The following is a 26,095-nucleotide window of genomic DNA, read 5'->3' on the forward strand; positions in this document are numbered from 1 at the left end:
AGTCGGCGCGGCATCATCGGAGACCGTGACGGAATCGGAACGGGCACGACTGATCGCGCGGGTGCACGGACAGGTCCAGGGCGTGGGTTTTCGCTGGTGGACGCGATCTCGCGCGTTGGAGTTGGGGCTCGTCGGCAGCGCCACCAACCTCCCCGCCAGCAGGGTCGAGGTCGTCGCCGAGGGACCGCGGGAAGACTGCGAAAAACTCCTGGAGGCGCTGCGTTCCGGTCGCACACCCGGCCGGGTGGATCACGTCGCCGAGCTGTGGATGGAGCCCAAGGGCGGCCTGAACGGCTTCGTCGAGCGCTGAGCCAGCGGTTCTGCGTCGAGCGGAGCCCGATCGACGGTAGAGTCTCGCGGACGTGATCGCGTAACCGACGGGAAGGTCGACGGCAGCCGTGCATCTCAAGAGCCTGACGCTGAAGGGGTTCAAGTCCTTCGCCTCGGCCACCACGCTGCGCTTCGAACCCGGCATCACCTGCGTCGTCGGACCCAACGGATCCGGCAAGTCCAACGTCCTCGACGCGCTGCGCTGGGTGATGGGCGAACAGGGCGCCAAGGACCTGCGCGGCGGCAAGATGGAGGACGTGATCTTCGCGGGCACGGCGGGCCGCGCCCCGCTGGGCCGCGCCGAGGTCACGCTGACCATCGACAACTCCGACGGCGCGCTGCCGATCGAGTACACCGAGGTCTCCATCACCCGCCGGATGTTCCGCGACGGCGCCAGCGAGTACGAGATCAACGGCAACACCTGCCGGTTGATGGACGTGCAGGAACTGCTGTCGGACTCCGGCATCGGCCGCGAGATGCACGTCATCGTTGGTCAGGGCCAGCTGGCGTCGATCCTGCAGGCCAAGCCCGACGAGAACCGCCGCCTCATCGAAGAGGCCGCCGGTGTGCTCAAACACCGCAAGCGCAAGGAAAAGGCGCTGCGCAAGCTCGACGCGATGCAGGCCAACCTGACGCGTCTGACCGACCTCACCAGCGAGCTGCGGCGGCAGCTCAAGCCGCTGGGCAAGCAGGCCGAGATCGCCCGCAAGGCGCAGACCGTGCAGGCCGACCTGCGCGACGCCCGGCTCCGACTGATCGCCGACGACCTGGTCACGGCCCGCGCGGACCTGGCCCGCGACGAGGCCGATCAGGAGACCGCGCGCGCCAAGCGCACCGAGGTCGAGCGGGCCCTGCAGTTCGCCCAGTCCGAGGAGAAGACCCTCGAAGAGGCGGTGGCCGCCGACGCGCCGCGCCTGAACAAGGCCCAGGAGACCTGGTACCGGCTGTCGGCGCTGGAAGAGCGCTTGCGCGGCACGCTGCGGCTGGCCGCCGAACGGCATCGGCACCTCACCGAGCAGACCGAGGAGCAGCGCTCCGGTCGCGACCCCGACCAGCTCGACGCCGAGGCGGAGGAGGCCGCCGAGCAGGAGGTCGAGCTCCGCGAGCAGGTCGAGGAGGCGCGCGAAGCCCTGCAGGACGTGGTGCAGCGCCGCTCCGAACTGGAATCGCAGCTCAAGCAGGCCGAGCAGGCCCACATGGCGGCGGTGCGGGCCATCGCCGACCGCCGCGAAGGCGCCGCCCGCCTGTCCGGTCAGGTCGAGTCGCTGCGCGGGAAGGTCAGCGACAGCGCCGACGAGATCGAGCGCCTCAGCGAATCCCTGGAGGAGGCCACCGCTCGCGCCGAGGAGGCGCAAGGCGCGCTGGCCGACGCCGAGGAGGAGAGCGGCGGCTACGACTCCGACGACGCCGGCCTGCAGGAACGCCGCGAGAACGCGGCGCAGGCGCGCGACGCCGCCCGCGCGCGGGTGGAGGAGCTGGTCAAGCAGGAGCGCGCCGCCGAACGCGAGATCGCGTCCTGGAAGGCGCGGGTCGAAGCCCTGTCGATGGGCCTGCAGCGCAAGGACGGCGCAGGTGCCCTGCTGGCCGCCGGTGACCGGGTGCCGGGCCTGCTGGGATCGGTCGCCGCGCTGCTCACCGTCGAAACCGGTGCCGAGGCCGCGCTCGCCGCCGCGCTGGGCGCGGTCGCCGACGCGGTCGTGGTGCGCGGGGTCACCGACGCGGTGACCGCGCTGAACCTGCTCAAGTCCGACGACGCGGGTCGTTCCGGCGTAGTGATCGGCTCCGACGCCGACGTCGACCGCTCGCACTGGCCGCAGCTGCCCGGTTCCGCCCGGTGGGCCGTGGACCTGATCACCGCCCCGGACGAGCTCCGGGGTGCTGTGCTCAGCGCGCTGGACCAGGTCGTGGTGGTCGACACCCTCGACGCCGCGCGGGAAGTCGTGCAGGCCCACCCGAGCGTGCGGGCGGTGACCTCGAACGGTGACGTGCTCGGCGCGCACTGGGCCACCGGCGGTTCGGACGACAAGCAGAGCGTCATCGAGGTCCGCGCCGCCGTCGACGAGGCCGAGAGCGAGCTGGCTGCGGCCGAGCGCAGGCTGGAGCAGCACTCGGCCGCGCTGGAAGGCGCCCGCGCCGAAGAGGAGTCGCGGCGCGCCGAGGCCCGTGCCGCGCAGGAGCAGATCAACGAGGCCAAGGTCGCCCGCGCCCGCAGCACGGAGCGGCTGTCGAGCCTGCAACGCGCCGCCCGCAACGCGACCTCCGAGGTCGAGCGGATCTCCGAGCAGCGCGTCAAGGTCGAGCAGACCCGCGACCAGTCGCTGACCAAGCTCGCCGAGCTCGAAGAGCGCCTCGACGCGGTGAAGAACGAGCAGGAAGAGGCCGCCGAGCCCGACACCGACGAGCGCGACCGCCTCTCCACCGAGCTCACGGCCGTGCGCCAGCAGGAGATGGACGCGCGGCTGACCCAGCGCACCGCCGAGGAGCGCGCCCGCGCCGTGCAGGGCCGGGCCGATCAGCTGCGCCGCGCCGCACGTCACGAGCGCGAGACCCGCGCCCGCGCCGCGGCCGCCCGCGAGGCCCGGGAACGCGCCGCCCGCGTCACCCGAGCCGTCGTCGACGGCGCCGAGACCGCGCTGGAGCGGATCACGGTGTCGCTGCAGGCGGCGACCGAGGAGCGAGACGTCGCGCAGGCCAAGCAGAGCGAGCACGAGCAGGCCCTCGGCGTGGTCCGCGCCCGCGTCCGCGAGCTGTCCGGTGAGCTGGAGAAGCTGACCGATGCGGTGCACCGCGACGAGGTGGTGCGCGCCGAGCAGCGGCTGCGGATCGAACAGCTCGAAACCAAGATCATCGAGGACTTCGGGATCGGCCTGGACGACCTGGTCGACGAGTACGGCCCGACCGTCCCGGTGCCGCCGAGCCCCGCCGAGGTCGCCGAGTACGAGGCCGCGAAGGAACGCGGCGACGAGGTCAGCGCCCCGCCGCCGGTGCCCTTCGACCGCGCGACCCAGGAGCGGCGCGCCAAGCGCGCGGAGAAGGACCTGTCGCTGCTGGGCAAGGTCAACCCGCTGGCGCTGGAGGAGTTTGCGGCGCTGGAGGAGCGCTACAAGTTCCTGTCCACCCAGCTGGAAGACCTCAAGGACAGCCGCCGCGACCTGCTCAGCGTGGTCAAGGAGGTCGACGAGAAGATCCTGGAGGTCTTCAGCTCGGCTTTCGAGGACGTGGCCAAGGAGTTCGAGGTCGTCTTCAAGGTCCTGTTCCCGGGTGGCGACGGCCGCCTGACCCTGACCGACTCCGGCGACATGCTCAGCACCGGCGTCGAGGTCGAAGCGCGTCCGCCGGGCAAGAAGGTCAAGCGGCTGTCGCTGCTGTCCGGTGGCGAGAAGTCGCTGACCGCGGTGGCGATGCTGGTGGCGATCTTCCGCGCCCGCCCCTCGCCGTTCTACGTGATGGACGAGGTCGAGGCGGCGCTGGACGACACCAACCTGAGGCGCCTGATCACGCTGCTCGACCAGCTGCGCGCCACCTCGCAGCTGATCATCATCACGCACCAGAAGCCGACCATGGAGATCGCCGATGCGCTCTACGGCGTGACGATGCGCGGCGACGGCATCACCCAGGTCATCTCGCAGCGCCTGAAGGGCAAGTCGGAGCAGAAGTCCGACGAACCCGAGCCCGAGGGCGCCCCGGAAGAAGGCGACGTCGCCTCGGTCCTGGACTAGATGGCGCCCCAGGAGTAGCCGACGCCGAAGGCGACCAGCGCGGCAACCAGGACGACGCCGAGCAGCAGCGTCCAGCCCGGCGCGGTCTCCCGGTGTCGTTGCCGCGGCACGTCGTGATCAGCGGTGATGCGTTGCGGTGCGGCGCGGTTCCACAGCTCGGGGCGGCGCATGTCGGCTTGGCAGTCGGCGCATTCGGCCAGGTGCGTGCGCATCATCAGCCAGTCGACGTCGTCGAGGTCGCCGACCGCGTAGGCGTCCAGCCTGCTCTGGAACTCCCTGTGCTCGGAGTCGTGCGCGGTTCCCGATCCGGCCCGGCTCCTGTGGACGAACATCCCCATTGCCCCTTGATCGGCGCGTTGCCACCGGTACTGAAGGGCTGTGCGCAGGCCTTGCGGATGGGGGGTTGGGGGCAGGGGAACGCATGCGCGAAGATGGGCGTGATCCGGCGTCTCATCGGGCGAGGAGTCGGCGTCGTGCTCCCGCGAGCACCACCCCGAGTGCGGGGACCGAGGCAGGCACTAGGAGATCTTGATGACGAACCCGTACGGCCCCCCGCCAGGGCAGTCGCCGTATCCGCAGCAGGGCGCCCAGGTGCCCCCCGGCTACGGTCCGCCATCCGGCCCGATGCCGCAGCAGCCGATGCCCCAGGGCTATCCGCAGCAGCAGGGCTACCCGCCGCAGGGCTACCCCCAGCAGGGACCCGGGTACCCGCAGTCCGGGCCGATGCCGCAGATGCCCCCGCAGCAGATGCAGCAGCAGGTGCCGCAGCACCAGCAGATGCCGCAGCAGCAGATGCCGCCGCAGTTCCCGCCGCCTCCGCCGGGTATGGGACGGCTGCTGATCGACTGCTCGTACCACTGGCTGATGCTGGCATTCCTGCTGTTCAAGCCGCAGGTGACGATCAACGGTCAGCCCGGTCCGGTGCTGACCTGGGGCAAGAACCCGATCGACCTGCCACCCGGGCAGCACCAGATCCGGGTGCACGTGAACTACCTGTGGAAGGTCGGTTACGCGACCGCGGTGATCCCGGTCGGAGCCGGCCAGCAGCTCGACGTCTACTACAAGCCCCCGGCGGTGGTCTTCATGGACGGCGCGATCGGCCCGACCCCGCAGGACACCCCGGGCCTGGGTCTGACCATCGGCATCAGCATCGCCGCGTTCGTCCTGGTCCTCCTCGTCGGCCTCCTCCCCCTGGCCTTCGCCTGACCCGCAGGCACGACGCGGCCCCCGGTGAACTGACCACCGGGGGCCGCGTCTGTGCCACGCCCGGAACGCTCCGGTAATCGGGGATCTGATTACCGGAGTGTTCCGGGGTCAGACGGTTTCGGGGACGGATTCTTCGGCGTCGCGGCTGTGGCGGAGGGACAGGAGGCCGCCGACCACGAGGGTCACGATCACGCCCAGCGGGGTGTACCAGGGGAAGGCCAGCGACGTCTCGCCGCCTTCACCGTCCGGGAAGCTCACCCCGATGACGAAGTACAGCACCACCGCGATGGTCGCGACGAAGGCGATGATCGCGTCGGTCTGCCGCGCGCGCTTGACCAGCAGTCCCAGCAGGAACGCTCCCAGCAGCGCGCCGTAGGTGTAGCTGGCGATGCTCAGACCGACCTCGACCACCGGGTTCTCGGTGCTGGTGAACATCGAGGCGAACACGACGAACACCACCGCCCACACCAGCGTCCACAGCTTGCCCATCTTCAGCACGGCTGCGTCGTCGAGCGGCTTCTTCGACAGCCGCTGGTAGAGGTCGCTGACCGTCGAGGTCGACAGCGAGTTCAGCGAGGACGCCAGGGTGCTCATCGCGGCGGCGAGGATGCCGGCGATGAACAGCCCGGAGACGCCCGGCGGCAGGTCGTTGACGATGAACCGCGGGAACAGCTCGTCGGAGCTGGCCAGCCCCATCGAGTCCGGGGTGGCGCCCTTGAAGAACGCCCACAGCATGGTTCCGATGAACAGGAACAGCCCGAACTGCAGGGCCACCACGACACCGCTGGCGATCAGCGCCCGCCGACCGTCCTTGAGGTCCTTGCAGGCCAGCAGGCGCTGCACCATCAGCTGATCGGCGCCGTGCGAGGCCATCGCGAACACCGCGCCACCGATCACCGCGGTGAAGAACGCGTACTGGTCGGTGATGATCGACGAGGTGAAGTCCAGCAGCTGGAACTTGCCCTCGGCCATCGCCGTGGAGAACCAGTCGCCGGGGAGCTTGCCGAACAGGATGATCCCCGCCAGGACCGCGCCGCCGATGTAGACGAACATCTGGATCGCGTCGACCCACACCACGGCCTTGATGCCGCCGAAGTAGGTGTAGATCACGGTCAGGACCGCCAGCAGCGCGATGATCTGCCAGTACGACAGGTGCACGTCGAACGCCGCGAGCATCACCTTCACCGGGATCGCCGTGGCGAACAGCCGCAGGCCGTCCGCGAGCAGCCGGGTGATCAGGAACGTCACCGACGCGGTGCCCTGCAGCCCGGTCCCGAAGCGCTGGCCGAGGAAGGCGTAGGCGCTCACCAGGTTTCCGGCGAAGTAGCGGGGCAGCAGCACGAAGGAGACCACGATGCGGCCGATCAGGTAGCCGATCGCCAGCTGCAGGTAGGTGAAGCTGCCGAGGTAGGCCACCGTCGGCACGCTGATCACCGTCAGCGTCGAGGTCTCGGTGGCCACCACCGAGAAGCACACGGCCCACCACGGGAGCTGCCGTCCGCCGACGAAGTAGTCCTGCGAGCTCTTCTGCTTGCCGCTGAGCAGCAATCCCAGGGCCGGCATCGCGATCAGGTACAACCCGATCACGACGAGGTCGAGCGATCGCATCTGGCCTCCTAGTTCGTTGCGGCGGACCGCATGATCAACCGTCGCGGCTGGGTGGTGGCGGGTTCGGGCAGTCGCAGGCCGGTCGCGCCCGGTGTGATGCTGCCCAGGATCCGGGGACCGGTGGCGCCCGTGGTCCCGGGTGTGTTGCCGGGGAGCCCGTGCCAGGTCAGGAAGCCGAGCAGCGCGGTGAGCAGGGCTTCCTTGCTGTCGGAAGGCATCCCGAGATCGTCGCTGACCAGCACCGGGACGTCCAGCTGTCGGCGAAGAGCTGCCAGCAGCACGGGGTTGCGCACACCGCCGCCGGCGACGACCACGCGTGCGGCTCCTTCGGCCCGGCAGGCGTCGGCGATGGTGCGCGCGGTCAGCTCGGTCAGGGTCGCCAGCAGGTCGCCGTCCGAGACGGGCTCGCCGAGCTCGTCGAGCGCGCGGGCGAGGTAGGCGGAGTTGAAGTGCTCCTTGCCGGTCGACTTCGGCGCGGGCAGCCGGTAGTGCTCGTCGTCGAGCAGGATCGTGAGCAGGTCCTCGCGCACGGTGCCGGAGGCGGCCAGCGCGCCGTCGGTGTCCTGCGGCTTCCCGGTCCGCTGCTGCGCGGCGAGGTCGATCAGGGCGTTGCCGGGACCGGTGTCGTAGGCCAGCGGCTCCGGCCCGCCGACCACGGCGATGTTGGCGATCCCACCGATGTTCAGCGCCACCGGGACACCCGGCGTCCCCGATTTCAATGGAATTCCGGCATCCGATTTCAATGGAACTTCGGTCTCCGATCTCCATTGAAATCCGGAATCTCCGAGCCAGAGGGAGTCGAGGACACCGGCGAGGGGAGCACCGTGGCCGGAGGCGGCGACGTCGCGGGTGCGCAGGTCGGAGATGACCGGCAGGCCGGTGGCCTCGGCGATCCAGGCCGGTTGGCCGATCTGGAGGGTGCCGTGGGCACGGCCGCCCTCGACCCAGTGGTAGATCGTCTGGCCGAGCGAGGAGACGAAGTCGGCTTCGCCGCCCGCCAGGTCCACGCCCAGGAGCGCGGCGTCGGCGAAGGACTTGCCCACGAGGGTGTCGAGACGGCAGAAGGTCTCGGCGTCGAGAGCGCCGGGAGGCAGCGCCGCGAGGAGGTCTTCGCGCAGGTCGGCGGGGTAGTCGAGGGTGCGGCCGCCGAGCGGGCGGAGCTCGATCGTCTCGCCGTCGAGGCGCAGCTCCGCGGTGACCACGTCGATGCCGTCCATCGACGTTCCCGAGAGCAGCCCCACCACTCGCCACCAGCGCACACCTGTGGTGTATTGCACACGGGCATGAAAAAGCAAGCACTTCGTGGTCATTGTTGGTGAATTGCTCACGTGACCGCCCCGGCAGGTGCCTGGCGGAGGCGGTTAGAGCAGGTGGGAGGATGGGCGGGTGACCACCGAAACCCTGATTCTGATCGTCGTCGTTGTCGCGGTGGTGCTGGTTCTCGCCGTGGTCGCCGGTGTGGTGCTCAACCGTCGTCGGCGAATCAGCCTGCGCGAGAAGGACGAAGCCGACGCGTCCACCGCCGTCAAGGGCGGCGGCTACCAGACCGGTAGCGGCATCAGCTTCGCCAGCGGCGCCGCGACCGCCGAGCCCGAGGCCGAACACGCCCCGCCGGAGCACCCGGTCGAAGAGCGCACCGAGGTGGAGGGTCAGCCCGGCGTCGGTGACGACGCCGCGGTCCCGCGCGACACCGAGCGGCGCGGCATCGTCGACGTCGAACTTCCCGAGGACACCACGACGGCCGAACCCGTCGCGGAACCGGAGGTTCCCGCGCAGCCCACGGCTCCGCCGGAGCCCGAGGCGCCCGCGGTCGAGGTGGAGGAGATCGAGCCCACCGCCGGTCGCCTCGAACGGCTCCGCGGGCGGCTGTCCCGCTCGCGCACGACCTTCGGGCAGAGCCTGCTCGGCCTGCTCGGCGCGGGTGACCTCGACGAGGACTCCTGGGAGGAGATCGAGGACACCCTGCTGATGGCCGACCTGGGCGCGGCCACCACCACCGAGATCACCGAACGGCTGCGCGCCGAGATCGCCTCCCGCGCCGTGCGCAGCCCGGAGGAGGCCCGCACCGTCCTGCGCGAGGTGCTCGTCGACGCGCTCGGCAAGGACATGGAGCGCTCGGTGCGCGCGTTGCCGCACGGCGACCCGGCCGACGGCGGCAAGCCGGCGGTGCTGCTGGTCGTGGGCGTCAACGGCACCGGCAAGACCACGACCACCGGCAAGCTGGCGCGCGTGCTCGTCGCCGACGGCCGGACCGTGCTGCTCGGTGCCGCCGACACCTTCCGCGCCGCCGCCGTCGAGCAGCTGGCGACCTGGGGTGAGCGCGTCGGCGCCGAGGTGGTGCGCGGCAACGAGGGAGCCGACCCGGCCAGCGTGGCGTTCGAGGCGGTCAGCCGGGGCAGCGACAGCGCGGTGGACGCGGTGCTGGTCGACACCGCCGGACGGCTGCACACCAAGACCGGTCTGATGGACGAGCTCGGCAAGGTCAAGCGCGTCGTGGAGAAGAAGGCCCAGGTCGACGAGGTGCTGCTGGTCCTCGACGCCACCACGGGGCAGAACGGGCTCATGCAGGCCCGGGTGTTCTCCGAGGTCGTCGACGTCACCGGCATCGTGCTGACCAAGCTCGACGGCACCGCCAAGGGCGGCATCGTCTTCCAGGTCCAGCGCGAGCTCGGCGTCCCGGTCAAGCTCGTCGGTCTCGGCGAGGGGGCGGACGACCTCGCCCCGTTCGAGCCGGGAGCGTTCGTCGACGCACTGCTCAACTGACCCGAGCCCGACCCGCACGTGGAAGCCCCCGGCACAGCTCGCCGGGGGCTTCCTCGTGCCCGGAGACCGCACCCGGGTCACCTTCGGCGGGGGCTTCGAATTTCGCGCGAAATTCGACCGGGATCTTTCGGACTCGAATTTCGCGCGAAATTCGAATGGTGTCTCCAGGGGAGGAGGCGTGGGGTGGCGGGTTTTGGGGTGTTCGGGAGCATTTCCGCGCTGGGTGTGCAGGTTCACTGCGCGAGAGTTTGTGGTACGGGCGTTCCATGTAGTTGAGTTGAGCCTGCGACGCCGCTGAGCGGGTCTCGTCGCAGTCTGACCAGCTCTTTCGGGAAGGAACGTCGCGTGGGCACCGGAGTCCAGGGGGGAACGCCGCGGACCCAGCGGGTCACCGCCATCGTGACCGTGGTCGTGGTCGTGCTGGTGGCCCTGGCGTTGCGGCCACCGTTCACGGCGGTGGCGCCGCTGCTGGACCGCATCCAGCGAGACCTCGGGGTTTCGGGCACGTTCAGCGGCGTGCTGACCACCCTGCCGGTGGTGTGCCTGGGCGCGTTCGCGTTCGTCGCGCCGCGGCTGCGCCAGCGCTTCGGCGATGAACGCGTGCTGCTGGGCTGCCTGGTGGTGCTGCTGATCGGCAACTCGCTGCGCGCCTTCGGCGACATCCCGACGCTGCTGGCGGGAACGATCGTGGTCGGCGCGGGCATCGCGGTCGCCAACGTCGCCGTGCCCGGCCTGATCAAGCGCGACTTCCCGCACACGGTTCCGGTGGTCACCGCCGTCTACACGATGTGCCTGACGCTGGGTGGCGCGTTCGCGGCCGCCGCCGTGGTGCCGATCGGGCACGCGCTGGGCTCCGAGTGGCGGGCGCCGCTGGGGTTGCTGGCGGTTCCGGTGCTGGTGGCCCTGGTGATCAGCCTGGTCGCGGTGCGCGGCAGCGCGGTCGCCGCGCCGAAGCCGGTCAGCCCGGGAATCCTGTGGCGCAGCCCGCTGGCGTGGCACCTCACCCTATTCATGGGCCTGCAGTCCTCGCTGGCCTACGTCGTGTTCGGCTGGCTGCCCACGATGTTGCAGAGCCGGGGGATGAGCCCGGAGCTGGCCGGTCTCGCGCTGGGCGTGCAGGCAGCGATCCAGGCCGCCGGTTCGATGTCGATCCCGGTGCTGTGCCGGCGCCTGCGCGACCAGCGCCCGATCATCGTGGTGCTGTCGCTGATGCTCATGTCCGGCTTCGGCGGCATCCTGCTCGGCCCCACCGGACTGCTGTGGCCTGCGGTGGCGGTGCTGGGCTTGGCCCAAGGTGCGGCGTTCGGCCTGGCGCTGACGCTGCTGGGGCTGCGCTCGCCGGACAGCGACACCACGACCGCCTTGTCCGGTATGGCCCAGGGTGGGGGATATCTCATCGCCTCGGTGGGCCCGTTGCTCATCGGTCTGCTGCACGACGTCTCCGGCGCGTGGACGCTGCCGCTGGTGCTCATCCTGGCCTGCTCAGCGGGCTGGCTGGGGTTCGGGCTCTCCGTCGGCAGGCCCGTCCAGGTCCCGACGGTGATCGGCCGCGTAACACGGAATTGACGTGTGCACGTCCCCGTAACAGGGGGTGGGTCACATTTCACGTCGGCGTTACAGCACGACGCTTCGCCGGAAACAGACATTCCCCAGGATGCGGCCCAACTCGGTTCGCACGGGGAGGCAATGTGAATTCAGGCGATACCGCATGGGTGCTCGTGAGCGCCGCTCTTGTCCTGCTGATGACTCCAGGGCTGGCGTTCTTCTACGGCGGCATGGTCCGGTCCCGGGGCGTGCTGAACATGCTGATGATGAGCCTCGGCTCGATCGGCGTGGTCGGCGTGCTGTGGGTGCTGTTCGGCTACTCGATGGCCTTCGCCACCGACATCGGTGGGCTGGGTCTGCTGGCCAACCCCTTCGAGAACTTCGGTCTGGCGGGTCTGCTCGGTGAGGACTCGCTGTCGGGCACGATCCCGTCGCTGGCCTTCGTCGGTTTCCAGGCGATGTTCGCGATCTTGACGGTCGCGCTGATCTCCGGCGCCATCGCCGACCGCGCCCGCTTCGGCCCGTGGTTGCTGTTCGCCGCGCTGTGGGCGGTCGTGGTGTACTTCCCGGTCGCGCACTGGGTCTTCGACTTCGACGACACCGACGACGCGGGCAACGTGACCGGCGTCGGCGGCTGGATCGCCAACCGCCTGGCCGCGATCGACTTCGCGGGTGGCACCGCGGTCCACATCAACGCCGGTGCGGCCGCGCTGGCCCTGGTGCTGGTGCTGGGCAAGCGCAAGAACTGGCCCAAGGGCGTCGGCAAGCCGCACAACCTGCCTTTCGTGGTGCTCGGTGCCGGTCTGCTGTGGTTCGGCTGGTTCGGCTTCAACGCCGGTTCCGCGCTGGCCGCCGACAACACCGCGGCGTTCGTCCTGGTCAACACGCTGGTCGCGACCAGCGCGGCGATGCTGGGCTGGCTGCTGGTGGAGCGGCTGCGCGACGGTCACGCCACCACGCTGGGCGCCGCGTCGGGCATCGTGGCCGGTCTGGTGGCGATCACCCCGGCCTGCTCGTCGGTGACGCCGCTGGGCGCCATCGCGATCGGTGCGATCACGGGCGCGGCCTGCGCGCTGGCCGTGAGCCTGAAGTTCAAGTTCGGTTACGACGACTCCCTCGACGTCGTGGGCGTCCACCTCGTCGGTGGTCTGCTGGGCACGCTGCTGGTGGGCCTGTTCGCCTCGGCGGAGGCCCCGGCGGGCGTGGCGGGTCTGTTCTACGGCGGTGGCGTGGATCAGTTGTGGCGTCAGGCTGTCGGAGCCTTCGCGGTGCTGATTTACTCCTTCGTGCTCAGCCTGGTCCTGGCCCTGATCGTGAAGGCGACGATCGGCTTCCGGCTGAGCGAGGAGGACGAGGCCGCGGGCATCGACGAGACTGAGCACGCGGAGACCGCGTATCACTACGGTGATGACCGATCCGCTCGCCGTGCCTCGGCTTCGCCCGGCGACGTCGAAGACCGCAAGCTGGAGGGCAGCCGCGCATGAAGCTGGTGACCGCGATCGTTCAGCCTCAGAAGGTGGACGATCTCAAGGATGAGCTCGGCAAGCTCGGCGTGCTGGGCATGACCGTGAGCGACGCCCAGGGCTACGGCAGGCAGAAGGGCCACACCGAGGTCTACCGGGGCGCCGAGTACTCGGTGGACTTCATCGAGAAGTCCCGCGTGGAGGTCCTGGTCGACGAGACCGACGTGGACAAGGTCGTGGAAGGGATCGTCAGCGCCGCCCGCACCGGCAAGGTGGGCGACGGCAAGGTGTGGGTGACCGCGGTCGAGAGCGTCGTGCGGGTTCGCACCGGCGAGACCGGCGTCGCCGCCATCTGACCTGATCAGACCCGATTGAGCGCCTCCCGGCCGAGAGCCGGGAGGCGCTCTTGTCGTGTGCGTCGGCAGCTTCCCCCGGTGGCGGTTGCGTACAACTACGCAGGCGCATTCGGGCAGCTTTACGGTCTCGCGGCGGCGCTGGTGCGGGCAGACTTCGTGGTGCGACGCGGTGATCAGGGAGGACCGGGGATCGCGCCCGTACTGGGGGTCGGGCGGGCTCCGCGGGGCTCCGCGATCGCAGGGGGACGTGGGAGGCGGGGGACTGGGGCCTCCCACGTGTGAACCGGGTGCGGGACCCCGTAACGCACCGGGGAGTTCGACGAGGCGGCCTGCTCAGGGGGAGCAGGCCGCCTCCTCGTCGGTGCGGCGGTCATCACTTCCCCGACTTCCATGATCGGGAGCGCGTAATCTGGAGTCCTGGTGGACATTTCGGACGCATCTCCCGTCGCTGCCGACCCGACGCCTTCGGTGCGGGTGGGCCGCCGTTCGCTGGTCGTGCTCGCCGGTGTCCCCGGCGCGGGCAAGAGCACCGTGCTGGCCAAGATGCGCTCGGGCGAGGACGTCGTCCGGCTGGATTCCGAGCAGGTGCGCGCCAGGCTGCGCGCCCTGTCGCCGGGCGTCCCGTACCGCTACTACCGGCCGCTGGTGCACCTGCTGCACCGCTCCCGGATCCTGTGGGCGTGCTTGGTCAGCCGCGGTCCGGTGGTCGCGCACGAGCCCGCGACCAGGGCGAGCACGCGGCTGATGCTGCTGGTCTTCGCATGCCTGAGCGGGCGGCGGACGGTGCTGCTGTGGCTGCACGCCGACGCCGACACGGCCCTGGACGGGCAGCGGGCGCGCGGCAGGCTGATCCGGTCGAGCTCCTTCCAGCGGCACGTGCTGCGGGCCGAGCGGATGCACCGGCGCCTGCTGGCCGGTGAGCGGCTGCTCGGTTGGCGCCGGGTGCACCTGTTCACCCGTTCCCAGGTGGCCGGTGGCCTGCGGTTGGACGTCGAGACGTGACCTGCGTCCCCTTGGGCAGGGGCGGGACGACATCAACTGATCGCGATGACTACCCTGGACCACCGGTGCTGCGGCCAGATGTCGCTGCGCCAGGCTGAGATTTTTCGAGCTGCGGGTCACTGGCAACAGGGTGTGCGTCGGGTGGAGCGCGCGGTTCGACAAGCGCAAGCGGAGTCCAAGCAGGTTCGCCGCACGCCACCGAGTGGACGCACAACCCCGTCAGCACGCGCGGGGTGGCGCCGGACCTTTTTCCGCGATCAGCCCACCGCCGACCCACCTAGGGAGACCCGCGTTCCGCATGCCTACTTTCGCTGAACTCGAACTCGACGAGCGCGTCCAGAAGACGCTGGCCGAGATCGGGTACGAGGCCCCGTCGCCGATCCAGGAGCAGACGATCCCGCTGCTGCTGGAAGGCCGCGACGTGCTGGGCCTGGCGCAGACCGGTACCGGCAAGACCGCCGCGTTCGCGCTACCGATTCTGTCCAACATGGACTTGACCACCACCAAGCCGCAGGCTCTGGTGCTGGCACCCACCCGTGAACTGGCCATCCAGGTCTCCGAGGCCTTCCAGCGCTACGCCTCGCACCTGCCCGGCTTCCACGTGCTGCCGATCTACGGCGGCACCGGCTACGGCCCGCAGCTGGCGGGTCTGCGCCGCGGCGCGCACGTCGTCGTCGGCACCCCGGGCCGGCTCATCGACCACCTGGAGAAGGGCTCGCTGGACCTCAGCGCGCTGAAGAACCTGGTGCTCGACGAGGCCGACGAGATGCTGCGCATGGGCTTCATCGAGGACGTCGAGAAGATCCTGCAGTCGGTCCCCAGCCAGCGCCAGGTCGCGCTGTTCTCGGCGACGATGCCGCAGGGCATCCGCAAGATCACGCAGAACTACCTGAACAACCCGGCGGAGATCTCGGTCAAGACCAAGACCTCCACCGCCACCAACATCAACCAGCGGCACGTGCCGGTGCGCGCCTCCAACAAGCTGGACGCGCTGACCCGCATCCTCGAGGTCGAGACCTTCGACGCGATGATCGTGTTCGTGCGCACCAAGCAGCTCACCGAGGAACTCGCGGAGAAGCTGCAGGCGCGCGGTTTCAGCGCCTCGGCCATCAACGGCGACATCGCCCAGGCCCAGCGCGAGCGCACCATCGGTCACCTGCGCGACGGCAAGATCGACATCCTGGTGGCCACCGACGTGGCCGCGCGCGGTCTCGACGTCGAGCGCATCTCGCACGTGCTCAACTACGACATCCCGCACGACACCGAGTCCTACGTGCACCGCGTGGGTCGCACCGGTCGTGCCGGGCGCAGCGGCGAGGCGATCCTGTTCGTCTCCCCGCGCGAGCGCCACCTGCTGCGCGCGATCGAGCGGGCCACCCGTCAGCAGATCACCCAGATGGAGCTGCCGAGCATCGACGCGGTCAACGACCGCCGACTGGCGAAGTTCGCGCAGAGCATCACCGACACGCTGGCCAAGGGCGGCCTGGAGGTCTTCCAGGAGCTGGTCAACGAGTACGAGCGCACCCACGACGTGCCCGCCTCGGAGATCGCCGCGGCCCTCGCCGCGATGGCCCAGGGCGAGCGCCCGCTGCTGCTGGAGGCCGAGCCGGAGCCGGCGCGCCGCGACGGTCCGGCGTTCCACAGCAACAACGCCGATACCGAGACCTACCGGGTCGAGGTCGGCCGACGGAACCGGGTCACCCCGCGCGCGCTGGTCGGTGCGCTGGCCAACGAGGGCGGTGTGCCCAGCAAGTACATCGGGCACATCGACATCCGCAACGAGCACACGCTGATCGAGCTGCCCGCGGACCTGTCCGAGGAGCTGCTGAGCAAGCTGCGCACCACCCAGGTCGCCGGTCGCGGTCTGAAGATCACCCGTGCGGACGGTGAGATCATCAGCCGCCGCCCGCGCCGCCCCGCCGGGAACCGGGACCGCGACACCAAGCCGCGCCCGCACCGCAAGGGCCAGGGCAGCGCTCAGCGCTCGCCCCAGCAGCACCGCACCGGACCCAAGCGCGACCTGCGGCACACCGGAGCGTAGGTCCGAGTTTTCTCGGTTCGCCTGCAAGCGGCGCAGCCGCGAGCTGCGAGGCCACCCTCGCAGCTCGCACCGCCGCGGGTTCTGACACGTCTTCTGGTGCGGACAGCCGCAGCGTCGTGTATTGGCATACATGAGTCGCGGATCCCGGAGCCAGGAGGCGTGTCAGGTTCCGCCACCCGCACCGCTGAGCAAACCGAGGAAATGGGTCTTCACAACCGGTCGGTTACCCTCGCATAGGTACCCAGGTACATCCATCGACTCTGGAGCCCGTGAACCCGTGTTCGACACTCTCTCCGACCGGCTCACCTCGGTCCTGACGAACCTGCGCGGCAAGGGGCGGCTGTCGGAAGCCGACATCGACGCCACCGCGCGGGAGATCCGCATCGCCCTGCTCGAAGCGGACGTGGCGCTTCCCGTCGTGCGCGGGTTCATCAAGGGTGTCAAGGAGCGGGCCAAGGGCTCCGAGGTCTCGCAGGCGCTGAACCCGGCCCAGCAGGTCGTCAAGATCGTCAACGAGGAACTGGTCACGATCCTCGGCGGTGAGACCCGTCGCCTGGAGCTGGCCAAGACCCCGCCGACGGTGATCATGCTCGCCGGTCTGCAGGGTGCGGGCAAGACGACGCTGGCGGGCAAGCTCGCCAAGTGGCTGTCCGGCCAGGGCCACACGCCGATGCTGGTGGCCTGCGACCTGCAGCGCCCGAACGCCGTCAACCAGTTGCAGGTGGTCGGTGAGCGCGCCGGTGTTCCGGTGTTCGCTCCCGAGCCGGGCAACGGCGTCGGCGACCCGGTGCAGGTCTCCCGCGACAGCATCGAGGAAGCCAAGCGCGCGCAGCACGACATCGTCATCGTCGACACCGCCGGCCGGCTGGGCGTCGACGAGGAGATGATGAAGCAGGCCTCGGACATCCGGGACGCGGTCAAGCCGGACGAGATCCTGTTCGTCCTGGACGCGATGATCGGTCAGGACGCGGTGACCACCGCCGAGGCGTTCCGCGACGGCGTGGGCTTCTCTGGCGTGGTGCTGACCAAGCTCGACGGCGACGCGCGCGGTGGTGCCGCGCTGTCGGTCCGCGAGGTCACCGGCCAGCCGATCATGTTCGCCTCCAGCGGCGAGAAGCTGGAGGACTTCGACGTCTTCCACCCGGACCGGATGGGCAACCGGATCCTGGGCATGGGCGACATGCTCACCCTGATCGAGCAGGCCGAGCAGGCCTTCGACCAGGAGCAGGCCGAGAAGGCCGCGGAGAAGCTGGGCACCGGCCAGCTGACACTGGAGGACTTCCTGGAGCAGATGCAGGCGGTGCGGCGGATGGGTCCGCTGCAGAACCTGCTGGGCATGCTGCCGGGCGCGGGCCAGATGAAGGACCAGCTGGCCAACTTCGACGAGAAGCAGCTCGACCGCATCCAGGCGATCATCCGGGGCATGACGCCGGCCGAGCGGGCCGACCCGAAGATCATCAACGCGTCCCGCCGCCAGCGCATCGCGCGCGGTTCGGGCGTGACCGTCGGCGATATCAACGACCTGGTCAGCCGGTTCTTCGAAGCCCGCAAGATGATGCAGCGGATGGCCGGTCAGTTCGGCGGCTTCGGCGGCGGAGGCGGCGGTAGCAAGAACCGCAAGGGCAAGAAGGGGAAGAAGGGGAAGAAGGGCAAGGGCGGCCCGACCCCGCCGAAGGGCATGAAGGGCATGCCCGGCGGCCTCCCCGGCCTTCCTCCGGGCGGGATGCCCGGCATGGGCGGCGGAGCCGGTCCGGATCTGTCCAAACTGGACCCCACGGCCAACCAGCTCCCGCCCGGCTTCGACCCGTCGAAGCTGAACTTCGGCAAGAAGGACCAGTGACGGCGCTGCACCTGCGCGCCACGGTGCTGCCCGATGGCGCGCAGCGGGACCTGTGGATCGCCGACGGCCGGATCTCTCTGGAACCGGTCGCTGGCGCCGACACCGTCTTCGACGGCGGATACGTGCTGCCCGGTCTGGTCGACGCGCACTGCCACGTCGGCATCGGCACCCAGGGGCCGGTCGAGCTCGACGAGGCCGTCACCCAGGCCGAGACCGACCGCGACGCGGGCACCCTGCTGATCCGCGACTGCGGTTCCCCGATCGACACCCGGCCGCTGCAGCAGCGCGACGACCTGCCGCGCATCATCCGCGCGGGCAAGCACCTGGCCCGCCCCAAGCGCTACATCCCGAAGCTGTCCGACGACCTCGACGACGAGCAGGACCTGCCCGCCGCGGTCGCCGAGCAGGCCGCCTACGGCGACGGCTGGATCAAGCTCGTCGGCGACTGGATCGACCGCTCGGTGGGCGACCTGGCCCCGCTGTGGAGCGATGAGGTGCTGGCCGAGGCCATCGACACCGCCCACCGGCTCGGCGCCCGCGTCACCGCCCACGTGTTCGGCGAGGACGCGCTGCCCGGCCTGATCAACGCCGGCATCGACTGCATCGAGCACGGCACCGGCCTGACCGACGAGACAGTCGAACTGATGGCCGCACGCGGGACCGCGCTGGTGCCGACCCTGGTCAACGTGGAGAACTTCCCGGGCTTCGCCGCCGCCGCGACGAAGTACCCGGACTACGCCACGCACATGAACGCCCTCTACGAGCGCGCCGACAGCACGGTCGCCAAGGCCATCGAGGCGGGCATCCCGGTCTACGCGGGCACCGACGCCGGAGGCGGCATCCCGCACGGCGTGCTGGCCGACGAGGTCGCCGCGCTGCACCGGGTCGGCATGTCCACCGAGCAGGCCCTCAGCGCCGCCTCCTGGGGCGCGCGCGAGTGGCTGGGCTGGTCGAGCCTGGAGCACGGCGCCCTCGCCGACCTGGTGTGCTACGACGCGGACCCCCGCAAGGACCTGGACGTCCTCCGCTCGCCGAGTCGAATCCTGCTAGGCGGCAAGGTCTTCTAGCCCTTCGAACAGTCTGAAAACGGTCCCCGCAATCGTTTCCGCCTCCGCTCGGCGAAACAGCGTTCCCGTGTGCGAACCCTTAGGGTTGGTAGGTCGAGGGGAGCGTCTTGTGGGGGAGAAGCGAGATCCTTACCTTCAACCGATGCGTCGGGTGGACGGCACCGCCGACATGCGCCCCAAGTTCTGGGAGGCGCAGCTGGAAGCGGCCAGACGGGGTTCGCTGGCCTGGGGGTTCGCGGCGTTCTTCCTCGGATACGGCGGCTATTACCTGGCCGTGGTCATCCTCGGCGCCGTGCGCGAGCCCGACGGCGGGTTCAACCCCACGCAACCGCCGAACACCGGCCCGCTGCTGCTGCTCGCGTTCGCGCCGAACATCCTGCTCGGTCTGATTCCCGCGATCTTCTCCTGGTGGCGGGGTCACGGGCTGCGCGCCGACTTCGGCATCCTGCCCCGGCGCCGCGACGTGAAGGTCGGCCTGATCTGCGGGCTCTGCGCCCTGTTCGGGTCGTGGATGGTGACGCTGGTGGTCATCGCGCTCACCGGACCGCCACCGGAATCCGACCTGACCAGGCTGATGCAAGGGGACCGGACGATCTGGTTGTTCCTGTTCGCGCTGTTCGCGTTCCTGGGGGCGCCGCTGACCGAAGAGCTGCTGATGCGCGGTGCCCTGTGGGGCGCGATGGAGCACTACCGGATCCCGCGCGTCGTGATCCTCATCCTGACCTCGGTGATCTTCGCCTTGATACACCAGGAGGTGTGGCGCACGCCGGTGCTGTTCATCGGCGGGCTGGCCATCGGCATGGCGCGGATGATCACCGGCCGGGTGTCGGCGAGCATGGTCGCGCACGCCACCAACAACTTCCTGCCGGCACTCCTGCTGTTCGCCGTGGCCGGATGAACACTCCGCCCGGGACGTGGTGATCGTGATCCGGCCCGGCACCGCAGTAGTCTGACGGCTTCCGCCGGTGTCAGCCGACATCGTCACGCGGGTCGTCGATCCGCTGTTCGGCATCACGGAGGCGCTCGTGCACTCAACACAAGAATCCGGAGTCGGCGATCCGGCACCCGGTGGTCGCACCTGGGTGGCCGATCCGCCGGTGCGCACGCACCGCTGGGGCTTGGGGGCGTTCTTCTTCGCCGAAGCGGTGTTCGTGCTGACCTCGGTGGTGCTGGCCGCCGCGTTCGGCGCACCGGGCGTGTGGTCCATCGTGCTGATGCTGGTGCTGCCGACCCTGCTGGCAGGTGGGGTGGCGGTGCTCATCACCGTGCTGCGCGGCAACGGCCCGGTGCAGGACTTCGGGCTGGAGTGGCGCTGGTCGGACGTCAGGACCGGGCTGGCCATCGGTGGCGTCGGTCTGGTCACCACGACGATCGCCACCATGCTGTGGACGCACTGGGCCGATCCGGGCCAGACGTCCACGGTGAGCAGCGTCCTGGACGGGGTCCGGTTGCCGCCGGTGGTGGCGGTGCTGGTGTTCCTGCACGTCTGGCTGGTCGCACCGCTGTGCGAGGAGCTGCTCTACCGCGGCCTGCTGTGGGGCGCGATGGAGCGGCTGCGCTGGAGCCAGCTCAACGTGTTCGTGCTGAGCACCGCTGTGTTCGCGATCGGGCACCTGGAGCCGGCCCGCACCTGGCTGCTGCTGGTGATCACCATCCCGATCGGTCTGGCCAGGATGGTGACCGGCCGCCTGACGGCCAGCGTGATCGCCCACCAGGTCAACAACTTCCTCCCGGCGCTGGGGCTGCTCCTCGTCTCGCTGGGGCTGCTGCCCGACTGACGGGTGTCAGACGTCCCCCGGTGGTGCCGAACGCAAGAGCGAGCGAGGAGAATCGGGCTTCGCCGGTTGCCGGACGCGGTTCTGCTGCGGGTGCCCCCGTCGTCGCTTGTGCAGGGTGTCTGGCAGAATGGGTTGCTGTTCGCTGCTAGGGGTCCCTCTCACCTCTTGCCGGCGATTTGACCTACGAGCTGTGCGAATCGCTGCCCCACGCGGTTGGCGCATCGCTCACCGGAGCATCAATGAGAGTCTGAGGAGCACCAGCACCCGTGGCTGTGAAGATCAAGCTCGCGCGGATCGGCAAGATCCGGGAGCCGCACTACCGCATCGTCATCGCAGACGCCCGCACCCGTCGCAACGGCCGGGTCATCGAGACGATCGGTCAGTACCACCCGAAGGAGAACCCGAGCGGCATCATCGTCGACTCGGAGCGGGCGCAGTACTGGCTGGGTGTCGGCGCGCAGCCGACCGAACCGGTGCGCAACATCCTGGAGATCACCGGCGACTGGCAGAAGCACAAGGGCCTGCCGGGCGCCGAGGGCACCCTCAAGGTCGCCGAGCCGAAGACGAGCAAGCAGGAGCTGTTCGAGGCCGCTCTCGCCGCCGCCGGCGACGAGCCGACCGTCGAGGCCACCACCCCGAAGAAGAAGGGTGGCAAGAAGTCCGAGGCCAAGGCTGAGGACAAGGCCGACGAGAAGGCCGAGGACAAGGCTGCCGAGCAGAAGTCCGAGGACGGTCAGGCGTGACGGTCCTCTCGGACGCGCTTGAACACCTGGTGCGCGGCATCGTCGACAACCCCGACGATGTCCGCGTCCAGCTGTTGACGACCCGACGTGGTCGCACCCTCGAGGTGCACGTCAACCCGGACGACCTGGGCAAGGTCATCGGACGCGGCGGGCGCACCGCCACCGCGCTGCGGACCGTGATGACCGGCATCGGTGGTCGCGGCATCCGGGTCGACGTGGTCGACACCGACCGCTGATCGGGATGAACGAACTTCAGCCGGAGGCCCTCGCAGTGGGGCGCGTGGTGCGGCCGCATGGCGTGCGGGGCGAGCTCGTCGTCGAGGTGCTCACCGACAGCCCGGAGCTGCGGTTCGTTCCCGGTTCGGTGCTCGGATTGAAGCGCCGAGGAGCCGGTCAGAGCAGGAACAAGAGCGCGCAGAGCCTCACCGTGACAGCCGCCCGGCAGCACGCCGGGCGGCTGTTGGTGCGCGCTGAGGGCGTTGACGGCCGGGACGCTGCGGAGGAGCTGCGCGGTGCGCTGCTGACGGTCTCCGCCGACGCGGCCGAGTCGCCGGAGGACCCCGACGAGTTCCACGACACCGAGCTTATCGGGCTGCGCGCGGCCCTGGTCTCCGGTGAGGACGTGGGCGTGGTGCGCGACGTGCTGCACTCGCCCGCGGGCGAACTCCTCGCGATCACCATCGTGGACCCGGAAGCCGAGAAGGGCGAACGCGAAGCCCTGGTCCCGTTCGTCTCCGCCATCGTCCCCGAGGTCGACCTCGAGGGCGGCAGGGTCGTGCTCGACCCGCCCGAAGGGCTGCTGGACTAGCCGGCAGCCGAGGCAGTTGTGCGTGCGGTGCGGGGGCGGCTTCGCCGCTCGCGAGGATCCACCGCAGCGCACCCGTTCACGGGGCGTTTCCCAGACGAGGCCACCATGCGCATCGACGTCATCACGATCTTCCCCGACTACCTGAACCCGCTGCGAGAAGCGCTGCTGGGCAAGGCCATCGAGCGCGAGCGGATCTCCGTCGGCGTGCACGACCTGCGCGACTGGACCCACGACGTGCACCGCGCGGTCGACGACAGCCCCTACGGCGGCGGTCCGGGCATGGTGATGAAGCCGGAGGTCTGGGGCGAGGCCCTCGACGAGGTCTGCGCCGCGCAGGAGGCCACGCCCCGGCTGGTCGTGCCCACGCCTGCCGGTCGACCGTTCGACCAGAAGACCGCCGTGCGCTGGTCGGAGGACCCGTGGCTGGTCTTCGCCTGCGGCCGGTACGAGGGCATCGACCAGCGGGTCATCGACGACGCGGCCACCCGGATGCCGGTCGAAGAGGTCTCCATCGGCGACTACGTGCTGGTCGGCGGCGAGGTCGCCGCGCTGACGATGATCGAGGCCGTGGTGCGGCTGCTGCCCGGGGTGCTGGGAAACCCGCTGTCGGCGGAGCAGGACTCGTTCTCCGACGGTCTGCTGGAAGGTCCCTGCTACACCCGTCCCGAGGTGTGGCGCGAGCGTCCGGTTCCCGACGTCCTGCGCTCCGGCAACCACGCGGCGATCGCCCGCTGGCGGCGGGATCAGGCGCTGGAGCGGACCTACCACCGGCGGCCGGAGCTGCTCTCGGCGTTGCCCGAGGGGGACCTGGATAAGGCCGACCGGAAACAGCTCGATAAACTGCGCGCGTCGGATGCTTCCGGCGATGCCGGTGAGACCGGAGACGCGTCGCGCTGAGCCCCTCGTTGAAGGGGTCGGATCGGGCGACGAAATGCGGATCTGGCACACTGGACAGGTTGATGCAGTCGAGCCACCTGGTTCGACATGCGCAAAGAGCAAGTTCACCCCGTGTCGGGCGGTGCCCACCTTCCAGGTCGGGTCATCGACATGTGAGAACACGGGTGCCTTCGACACGGATGAGGACGGACCACCGATGAACACCCTGGACGCGTTGGACGCCCAGTCGCTGCGTTCCGACATCCCGGCCTTCCGGCCCGGTGACACGCTGAAGGTTCACGTCCGCGTCATCGAGGGTTCGCGCGAGCGGACTCAGGTCTTCCAGGGCGCAGTCATCCGCCGCCAGGGCGATGGCATCCGGGAGACCTTCACCGTGCGCAAGGTTTCCTTCGGTGTCGGTGTGGAGCGGACTTTCCCGGTGCACACCCCGAACATCGCGCAGATCGAGGTCGTCTCGCGCGGCGATGTCCGGCGGGCGAAGCTGTACTACCTGCGCGACCGGCGCGGCAAGGCGGCGAAGATCAAGGAGAAGCGGGAGACCGCTTCGGCGTCCTGATCGACGCGAGACGTTGCAGTTCTGAAGGGCCCGGCCGCGGAAGCGTCCGGGCCCTTCTGCTGTCCACCTTCGGGTGATCAATGCAGGCCCAGCGAGTGCCGACGCTGACCGCGGAACGGGATGTTCCGGGAAATCGCACGTCATCGAGGCGGAAACGGGCGGGCTTCCCGGTCCGCCGCGCTGGGGGAGCGCGATGGACCCTGAGCCGGTTCAAGTAGCCTGGCCGAGTGGCCGACGTCATGCGCAGCGGATCAGCGGAAGACCCCCAGGACTCGGAGCACCGCGAGGGTGCTCCAGGCGGGGGGACTCAACACCCGAAGACGAAGGGCAAGAAGAAGTCTTCCTTCTGGGTGGAGTTGCCCATCCTGATCGTGACCGCCCTGGTGCTCACGGTGCTCATCCAGGCGTTCCTGGCCCGGGTGTACGTGATCCCGTCCCAGTCGATGGAGCAGACGCTGCACGGCTGCACCGGTTGCAACAACGACCGGGTGCTGGTCGACAAGGTCTCCTACCAGTTCTCCGAACCCGAGCCCGGTGACGTCGTGGTCTTCCGCGGTCCGCAGCCGTGGGTGCAGAACGAGTTCACCGCCGAGGAGTCCACCAACCCGGTCGCGGGCTTCTTCCAAGGCGCGGTCGCGCTGCTGGGCTTCGGCGCACCGGACGAGAAGGACTTCGTCAAGCGCGTCATCGCCGTCGGCGGCCAGACCGTCGAGTGCTGCGACCCGCAGAACCGGGTCCTGGTGGACGGCAAGCCGCTCAACGAGCCCTACGTGTACTGGGAGCCGGGCCGCGGCATCGGCCAGGACGAGTTCGCGCCGGTCACCGTTCCCGCTGGGCACCTGTGGGTGATGGGTGACAACCGCAACGACTCCTCCGACTCCCGCGTTCAGGGCGGTGGCGGGACCAACGGCGCCGTCCCGGTGGACAACGTTATCGGCAAGGCGCAGGTCATCGTGCTGCCGCCGACCCGCTGGCAGAGCATCCCGGAGCCCAACCCGCAGTCGACGGCGCTGGGTGCGCCGGCCTGGCAGGGCGGGCTGCCGCTGGGCGTGGGTTTCGCCGCGGCGTTCCCCACGGTCTGGATGGGTCGTAGGCTCGTCGGTGCAGTGAGCAATCGACGGCAGTCGGAGTGACATCGAAGTGACGGTGACGGACTTCCGGCCACCCCGGTCGGTGATCCGGCGCAGCAGCGGCAACTGGGCCCTGCAGAGCGCCCTGGATCGCCGAGGGCTGGGCCCGGTCGCCGGTGTGGACGAGGCCGGGCGCGGCGCGTGCGCCGGGCCGCTGGTGGTCGCCGCGTGCGTGCTCAAGCCGGGTGATGCGAAGCGCTTCGACGGCCTGACCGACTCGAAGGTGCTGACCGAGGCGGACCGCGAGCGGCTCTACGACCGCATCACGTCCCGCGCGCTGAGCTGCTCGACCGTGGTGATCCCGGCCGAGGACGTGGATGCGCTGGGCATTCACGTCGCCAACCTGGAGGGCATGCGCCGTTCGGTGGCGCAGCTGACCGAGCATCCCGGCTACGTGCTCACCGACGGCTTCAAGGTGCAGGGCCTGGCGACCCCGAGCGTCGCGGTCGTCAAGGGCGACCTGGTCGCGGCGTGCGTGGCGGCGGCATCGGTGCTGGCGAAGGTCACCCGGGACAGGTTGATGGCCGGTGAGCTGCACGAGCTTTTCCCGGCGTACGCCTTCGACGAGCACAAGGGCTACAGCACACCGCTGCACTCGGCGCGCATGACCGAGCACGGGCCGTGCGACCAGCACCGCTGGTCCTACGCCAACGTGGTGGCCGCTGCGGCGAAGCACGGGATGCGCTCGCCGCGCGCTGTGACCAGCAAGCCCGGTTTGTTCGATGCTTCGAAGGGGGAAGTGGTGGACAATGAGGCCTTGTAGTCCGAACGGAAACGCAGAAGGGCTCGCACACCGATGAGCGCCGAGGATCTCGAAAAGTACGAGACCGAGATGGAGCTGCAGCTCTACAAGGAGTATCGCGACATCGTCGGTCAGTTCACCTACGTCGTGGAGACCGAACGGCGCTTCTACCTGGCCAACGCGGTGGACGTGCAGGTGCGCAACTCCGACTCGGAGGTCTACTTCGAGGTGTCGATGTCCGACGCCTGGGTCTGGGACATGTATCGCCCGGCGAGGTTCGTCAAGAACGTTCGGGTGATCACGTTCAAGGACGTCAACGTCGAGGAGCTGGACAAGCCCGATCTCCGGTTGCCGGAGAACGGGCCTTTCGGGTCGTAGGGGGAACCCGGAACACGTCGCAGACGCCCGGACGGTCGAAATCGACCGTCCGGGCTCTTTCGTGCGCGCAGTGCGATCGAGCGTGATTCACGAATACCCGGATGCACGAAATCCACCACACGT

Annotated in this window: 24 protein-coding genes; 21 read left to right on the top strand and 3 right to left on the bottom strand. The window is 69.7% G+C overall.

Features of this window, described 5'->3' with window-relative positions; all coding sequences use genetic code 11:
• Positions 1–25: 25 nt before the first annotated feature.
• Together AB0J78_RS12285 and smc are read left to right on the top strand one after the other, a co-directional pair.
• Entirely contained in the window at positions 26–310 is a 285-nt protein-coding gene (locus tag AB0J78_RS12285; RefSeq protein ID WP_363788997.1) for an acylphosphatase, read from the top strand.
• Between the two features lie 88 nt (positions 311–398).
• The gene (gene smc, locus AB0J78_RS12290) at positions 399–4,049 is read left to right on the top strand and encodes a chromosome segregation protein SMC (RefSeq protein ID WP_363788998.1); all 3,651 of its coding nucleotides are present in this window, start codon (positions 399–401) and stop codon (positions 4,047–4,049) included.
• Here smc and AB0J78_RS12295 read toward each other — a convergent pair.
• Positions 4,046–4,381, bottom strand: coding sequence for a zf-HC2 domain-containing protein (locus AB0J78_RS12295; RefSeq protein ID WP_363788999.1), 336 nt, complete (start codon positions 4,379–4,381; stop codon positions 4,046–4,048). The genes smc and AB0J78_RS12295 overlap by 4 nt on opposite strands.
• 199 nt (positions 4,382–4,580) lie before the next feature.
• Between AB0J78_RS12295 and AB0J78_RS12300 the strand changes: the two genes are divergently transcribed.
• Positions 4,581–5,255 carry a hypothetical protein gene (locus AB0J78_RS12300; protein ID WP_363789000.1) on the top strand — a complete coding sequence of 225 codons (675 nt, stop codon included), beginning with the start codon at positions 4,581–4,583 and terminating at the stop codon, positions 5,253–5,255.
• A gap of 108 nt (positions 5,256–5,363) precedes the next feature.
• Here the strand turns inward: AB0J78_RS12300 and AB0J78_RS12305 are convergent, their stop codons facing one another.
• Complete coding sequence (locus tag AB0J78_RS12305; protein ID WP_363789001.1) at positions 5,364–6,863, bottom strand: sodium:solute symporter; 1,500 nt, start codon at positions 6,861–6,863, stop codon at positions 5,364–5,366.
• A gap of 8 nt (positions 6,864–6,871) precedes the next feature.
• Positions 6,872–8,140 carry an anhydro-N-acetylmuramic acid kinase gene (locus AB0J78_RS12310; RefSeq protein WP_363789002.1) on the bottom strand — a complete coding sequence of 423 codons (1,269 nt, stop codon included), beginning with the start codon at positions 8,138–8,140 and terminating at the stop codon, positions 6,872–6,874.
• 109 nt (positions 8,141–8,249) lie between these two features.
• Here AB0J78_RS12310 and ftsY point away from each other — a divergent pair, with 109 nt between their 5' ends.
• The 18 genes from ftsY (at position 8,250) to AB0J78_RS12400 (ending at position 25,972) form a co-directional block, all read left to right on the top strand.
• Complete coding sequence (ftsY, locus tag AB0J78_RS12315) at positions 8,250–9,626, top strand: signal recognition particle-docking protein FtsY (RefSeq protein ID WP_363789003.1); 1,377 nt, start codon at positions 8,250–8,252, stop codon at positions 9,624–9,626.
• Positions 9,627–9,971: 345 nt separating this feature from the next.
• A complete protein-coding gene (locus tag AB0J78_RS12320) occupies positions 9,972–11,192 on the top strand; it encodes an MFS transporter (RefSeq protein ID WP_363789004.1) in 1,221 nt (406 codons plus the stop codon).
• A 122-nt stretch (positions 11,193–11,314) separates the two neighbouring features.
• Positions 11,315–12,655, top strand: coding sequence for an ammonium transporter (locus tag AB0J78_RS12325; RefSeq protein ID WP_363789005.1), 1,341 nt, complete (start codon positions 11,315–11,317; stop codon positions 12,653–12,655).
• Positions 12,652–12,990 (top strand): P-II family nitrogen regulator, encoded by a 339-nt coding sequence (locus AB0J78_RS12330; RefSeq protein WP_132679695.1) that lies wholly within the window; start codon positions 12,652–12,654, stop codon positions 12,988–12,990. Before AB0J78_RS12325 ends, AB0J78_RS12330 begins: the two co-directional genes overlap by 4 nt.
• Positions 12,991–13,410: 420 nt before the next feature.
• Complete coding sequence (locus AB0J78_RS12335) at positions 13,411–13,992, top strand: AAA family ATPase (RefSeq protein ID WP_363789006.1); 582 nt, start codon at positions 13,411–13,413, stop codon at positions 13,990–13,992.
• 298 nt (positions 13,993–14,290) lie between these two features.
• On the top strand, positions 14,291–16,033 hold the full coding sequence (locus AB0J78_RS12340; RefSeq protein ID WP_363789007.1) for a DEAD/DEAH box helicase: 1,743 nt from the start codon (positions 14,291–14,293) through the stop codon (positions 16,031–16,033).
• A 277-nt stretch (positions 16,034–16,310) separates the two neighbouring features.
• Positions 16,311–17,873: a signal recognition particle protein gene (gene ffh, locus AB0J78_RS12345; protein WP_363789008.1), complete on the top strand. Its 1,563-nt coding sequence runs from the start codon at positions 16,311–16,313 to the stop codon at positions 17,871–17,873.
• Positions 17,870–18,940, top strand: a complete 1,071-nt coding sequence (locus AB0J78_RS12350; RefSeq protein ID WP_363789009.1) for an amidohydrolase family protein — start codon at positions 17,870–17,872, stop codon at positions 18,938–18,940. The genes ffh and AB0J78_RS12350 overlap by 4 nt, the downstream gene beginning before the upstream one ends.
• A 142-nt stretch (positions 18,941–19,082) precedes the next feature.
• On the top strand, positions 19,083–19,838 hold the full coding sequence (locus AB0J78_RS12355; RefSeq protein WP_363789010.1) for a type II CAAX endopeptidase family protein: 756 nt from the start codon (positions 19,083–19,085) through the stop codon (positions 19,836–19,838).
• Between the two features lie 67 nt (positions 19,839–19,905).
• Complete coding sequence (locus AB0J78_RS12360) at positions 19,906–20,718, top strand: type II CAAX endopeptidase family protein (RefSeq protein ID WP_363789011.1); 813 nt, start codon at positions 19,906–19,908, stop codon at positions 20,716–20,718.
• A gap of 266 nt (positions 20,719–20,984) precedes the next feature.
• Positions 20,985–21,461, top strand: a complete 477-nt coding sequence (gene rpsP / locus AB0J78_RS12365; protein WP_363789012.1) for a 30S ribosomal protein S16 — start codon at positions 20,985–20,987, stop codon at positions 21,459–21,461.
• Positions 21,458–21,697 carry an RNA-binding protein gene (locus AB0J78_RS12370; protein ID WP_093413382.1) on the top strand — a complete coding sequence of 80 codons (240 nt, stop codon included), beginning with the start codon at positions 21,458–21,460 and terminating at the stop codon, positions 21,695–21,697. Before rpsP ends, AB0J78_RS12370 begins: the two co-directional genes overlap by 4 nt.
• A 5-nt stretch (positions 21,698–21,702) precedes the next feature.
• The gene (rimM, locus tag AB0J78_RS12375) at positions 21,703–22,269 is read left to right on the top strand and encodes a ribosome maturation factor RimM (RefSeq protein ID WP_363789013.1); all 567 of its coding nucleotides are present in this window, start codon (positions 21,703–21,705) and stop codon (positions 22,267–22,269) included.
• Positions 22,270–22,374: 105 nt separating this feature from the next.
• Positions 22,375–23,166 (top strand): tRNA (guanosine(37)-N1)-methyltransferase TrmD, encoded by a 792-nt coding sequence (gene trmD / locus AB0J78_RS12380; RefSeq protein WP_363789014.1) that lies wholly within the window; start codon positions 22,375–22,377, stop codon positions 23,164–23,166.
• Between the two features lie 196 nt (positions 23,167–23,362).
• Positions 23,363–23,722: a 50S ribosomal protein L19 gene (gene rplS, locus AB0J78_RS12385; protein ID WP_132627488.1), complete on the top strand. Its 360-nt coding sequence runs from the start codon at positions 23,363–23,365 to the stop codon at positions 23,720–23,722.
• A gap of 227 nt (positions 23,723–23,949) precedes the next feature.
• A complete protein-coding gene (gene lepB, locus AB0J78_RS12390) occupies positions 23,950–24,855 on the top strand; it encodes a signal peptidase I (RefSeq protein ID WP_363789015.1) in 906 nt (301 codons plus the stop codon).
• 7 nt (positions 24,856–24,862) lie between these two features.
• The gene (locus AB0J78_RS12395; protein WP_363789016.1) at positions 24,863–25,615 is read left to right on the top strand and encodes a ribonuclease HII; all 753 of its coding nucleotides are present in this window, start codon (positions 24,863–24,865) and stop codon (positions 25,613–25,615) included.
• Between the two features lie 33 nt (positions 25,616–25,648).
• Positions 25,649–25,972, top strand: coding sequence for a DUF2469 domain-containing protein (locus tag AB0J78_RS12400; RefSeq protein WP_132627485.1), 324 nt, complete (start codon positions 25,649–25,651; stop codon positions 25,970–25,972).
• The last annotated feature ends 123 nt before the right edge of the window (positions 25,973–26,095 follow it).

It is taken from the genome of Saccharopolyspora sp. NPDC049426, assembly GCF_040676935.1.
In the GTDB taxonomy this organism is placed as follows: domain Bacteria; phylum Actinomycetota; class Actinomycetes; order Mycobacteriales; family Pseudonocardiaceae; genus Saccharopolyspora.

Excerpts from the sequence above, each read along its gene's own strand:
- AB0J78_RS12295 (WP_363788999.1), bottom strand. The coding sequence starts at position 4,381 with ATGTTCGTCCACAGGAGCCGGGCCGGATCGGGAACCGCGCACGACTCC.
- AB0J78_RS12300 (WP_363789000.1), top strand. The coding sequence starts at position 4,581 with ATGACGAACCCGTACGGCCCCCCGCCAGGGCAGTCGCCGTATCCGCAG.
- AB0J78_RS12305 (WP_363789001.1), bottom strand. The coding sequence starts at position 6,863 with ATGCGATCGCTCGACCTCGTCGTGATCGGGTTGTACCTGATCGCGATG.
- AB0J78_RS12330 (WP_132679695.1), top strand. The coding sequence starts at position 12,652 with ATGAAGCTGGTGACCGCGATCGTTCAGCCTCAGAAGGTGGACGATCTC.
- AB0J78_RS12340 (WP_363789007.1), top strand. The coding sequence starts at position 14,291 with ATGCCTACTTTCGCTGAACTCGAACTCGACGAGCGCGTCCAGAAGACG.
- AB0J78_RS12355 (WP_363789010.1), top strand. The coding sequence starts at position 19,083 with ATGCGTCGGGTGGACGGCACCGCCGACATGCGCCCCAAGTTCTGGGAG.
- rimM (WP_363789013.1), top strand. The coding sequence starts at position 21,703 with ATGAACGAACTTCAGCCGGAGGCCCTCGCAGTGGGGCGCGTGGTGCGG.
- trmD (WP_363789014.1), top strand. The coding sequence starts at position 22,375 with ATGCGCATCGACGTCATCACGATCTTCCCCGACTACCTGAACCCGCTG.
- rplS (WP_132627488.1), top strand. The coding sequence starts at position 23,363 with ATGAACACCCTGGACGCGTTGGACGCCCAGTCGCTGCGTTCCGACATC.
- AB0J78_RS12400 (WP_132627485.1), top strand. The coding sequence starts at position 25,649 with ATGAGCGCCGAGGATCTCGAAAAGTACGAGACCGAGATGGAGCTGCAG.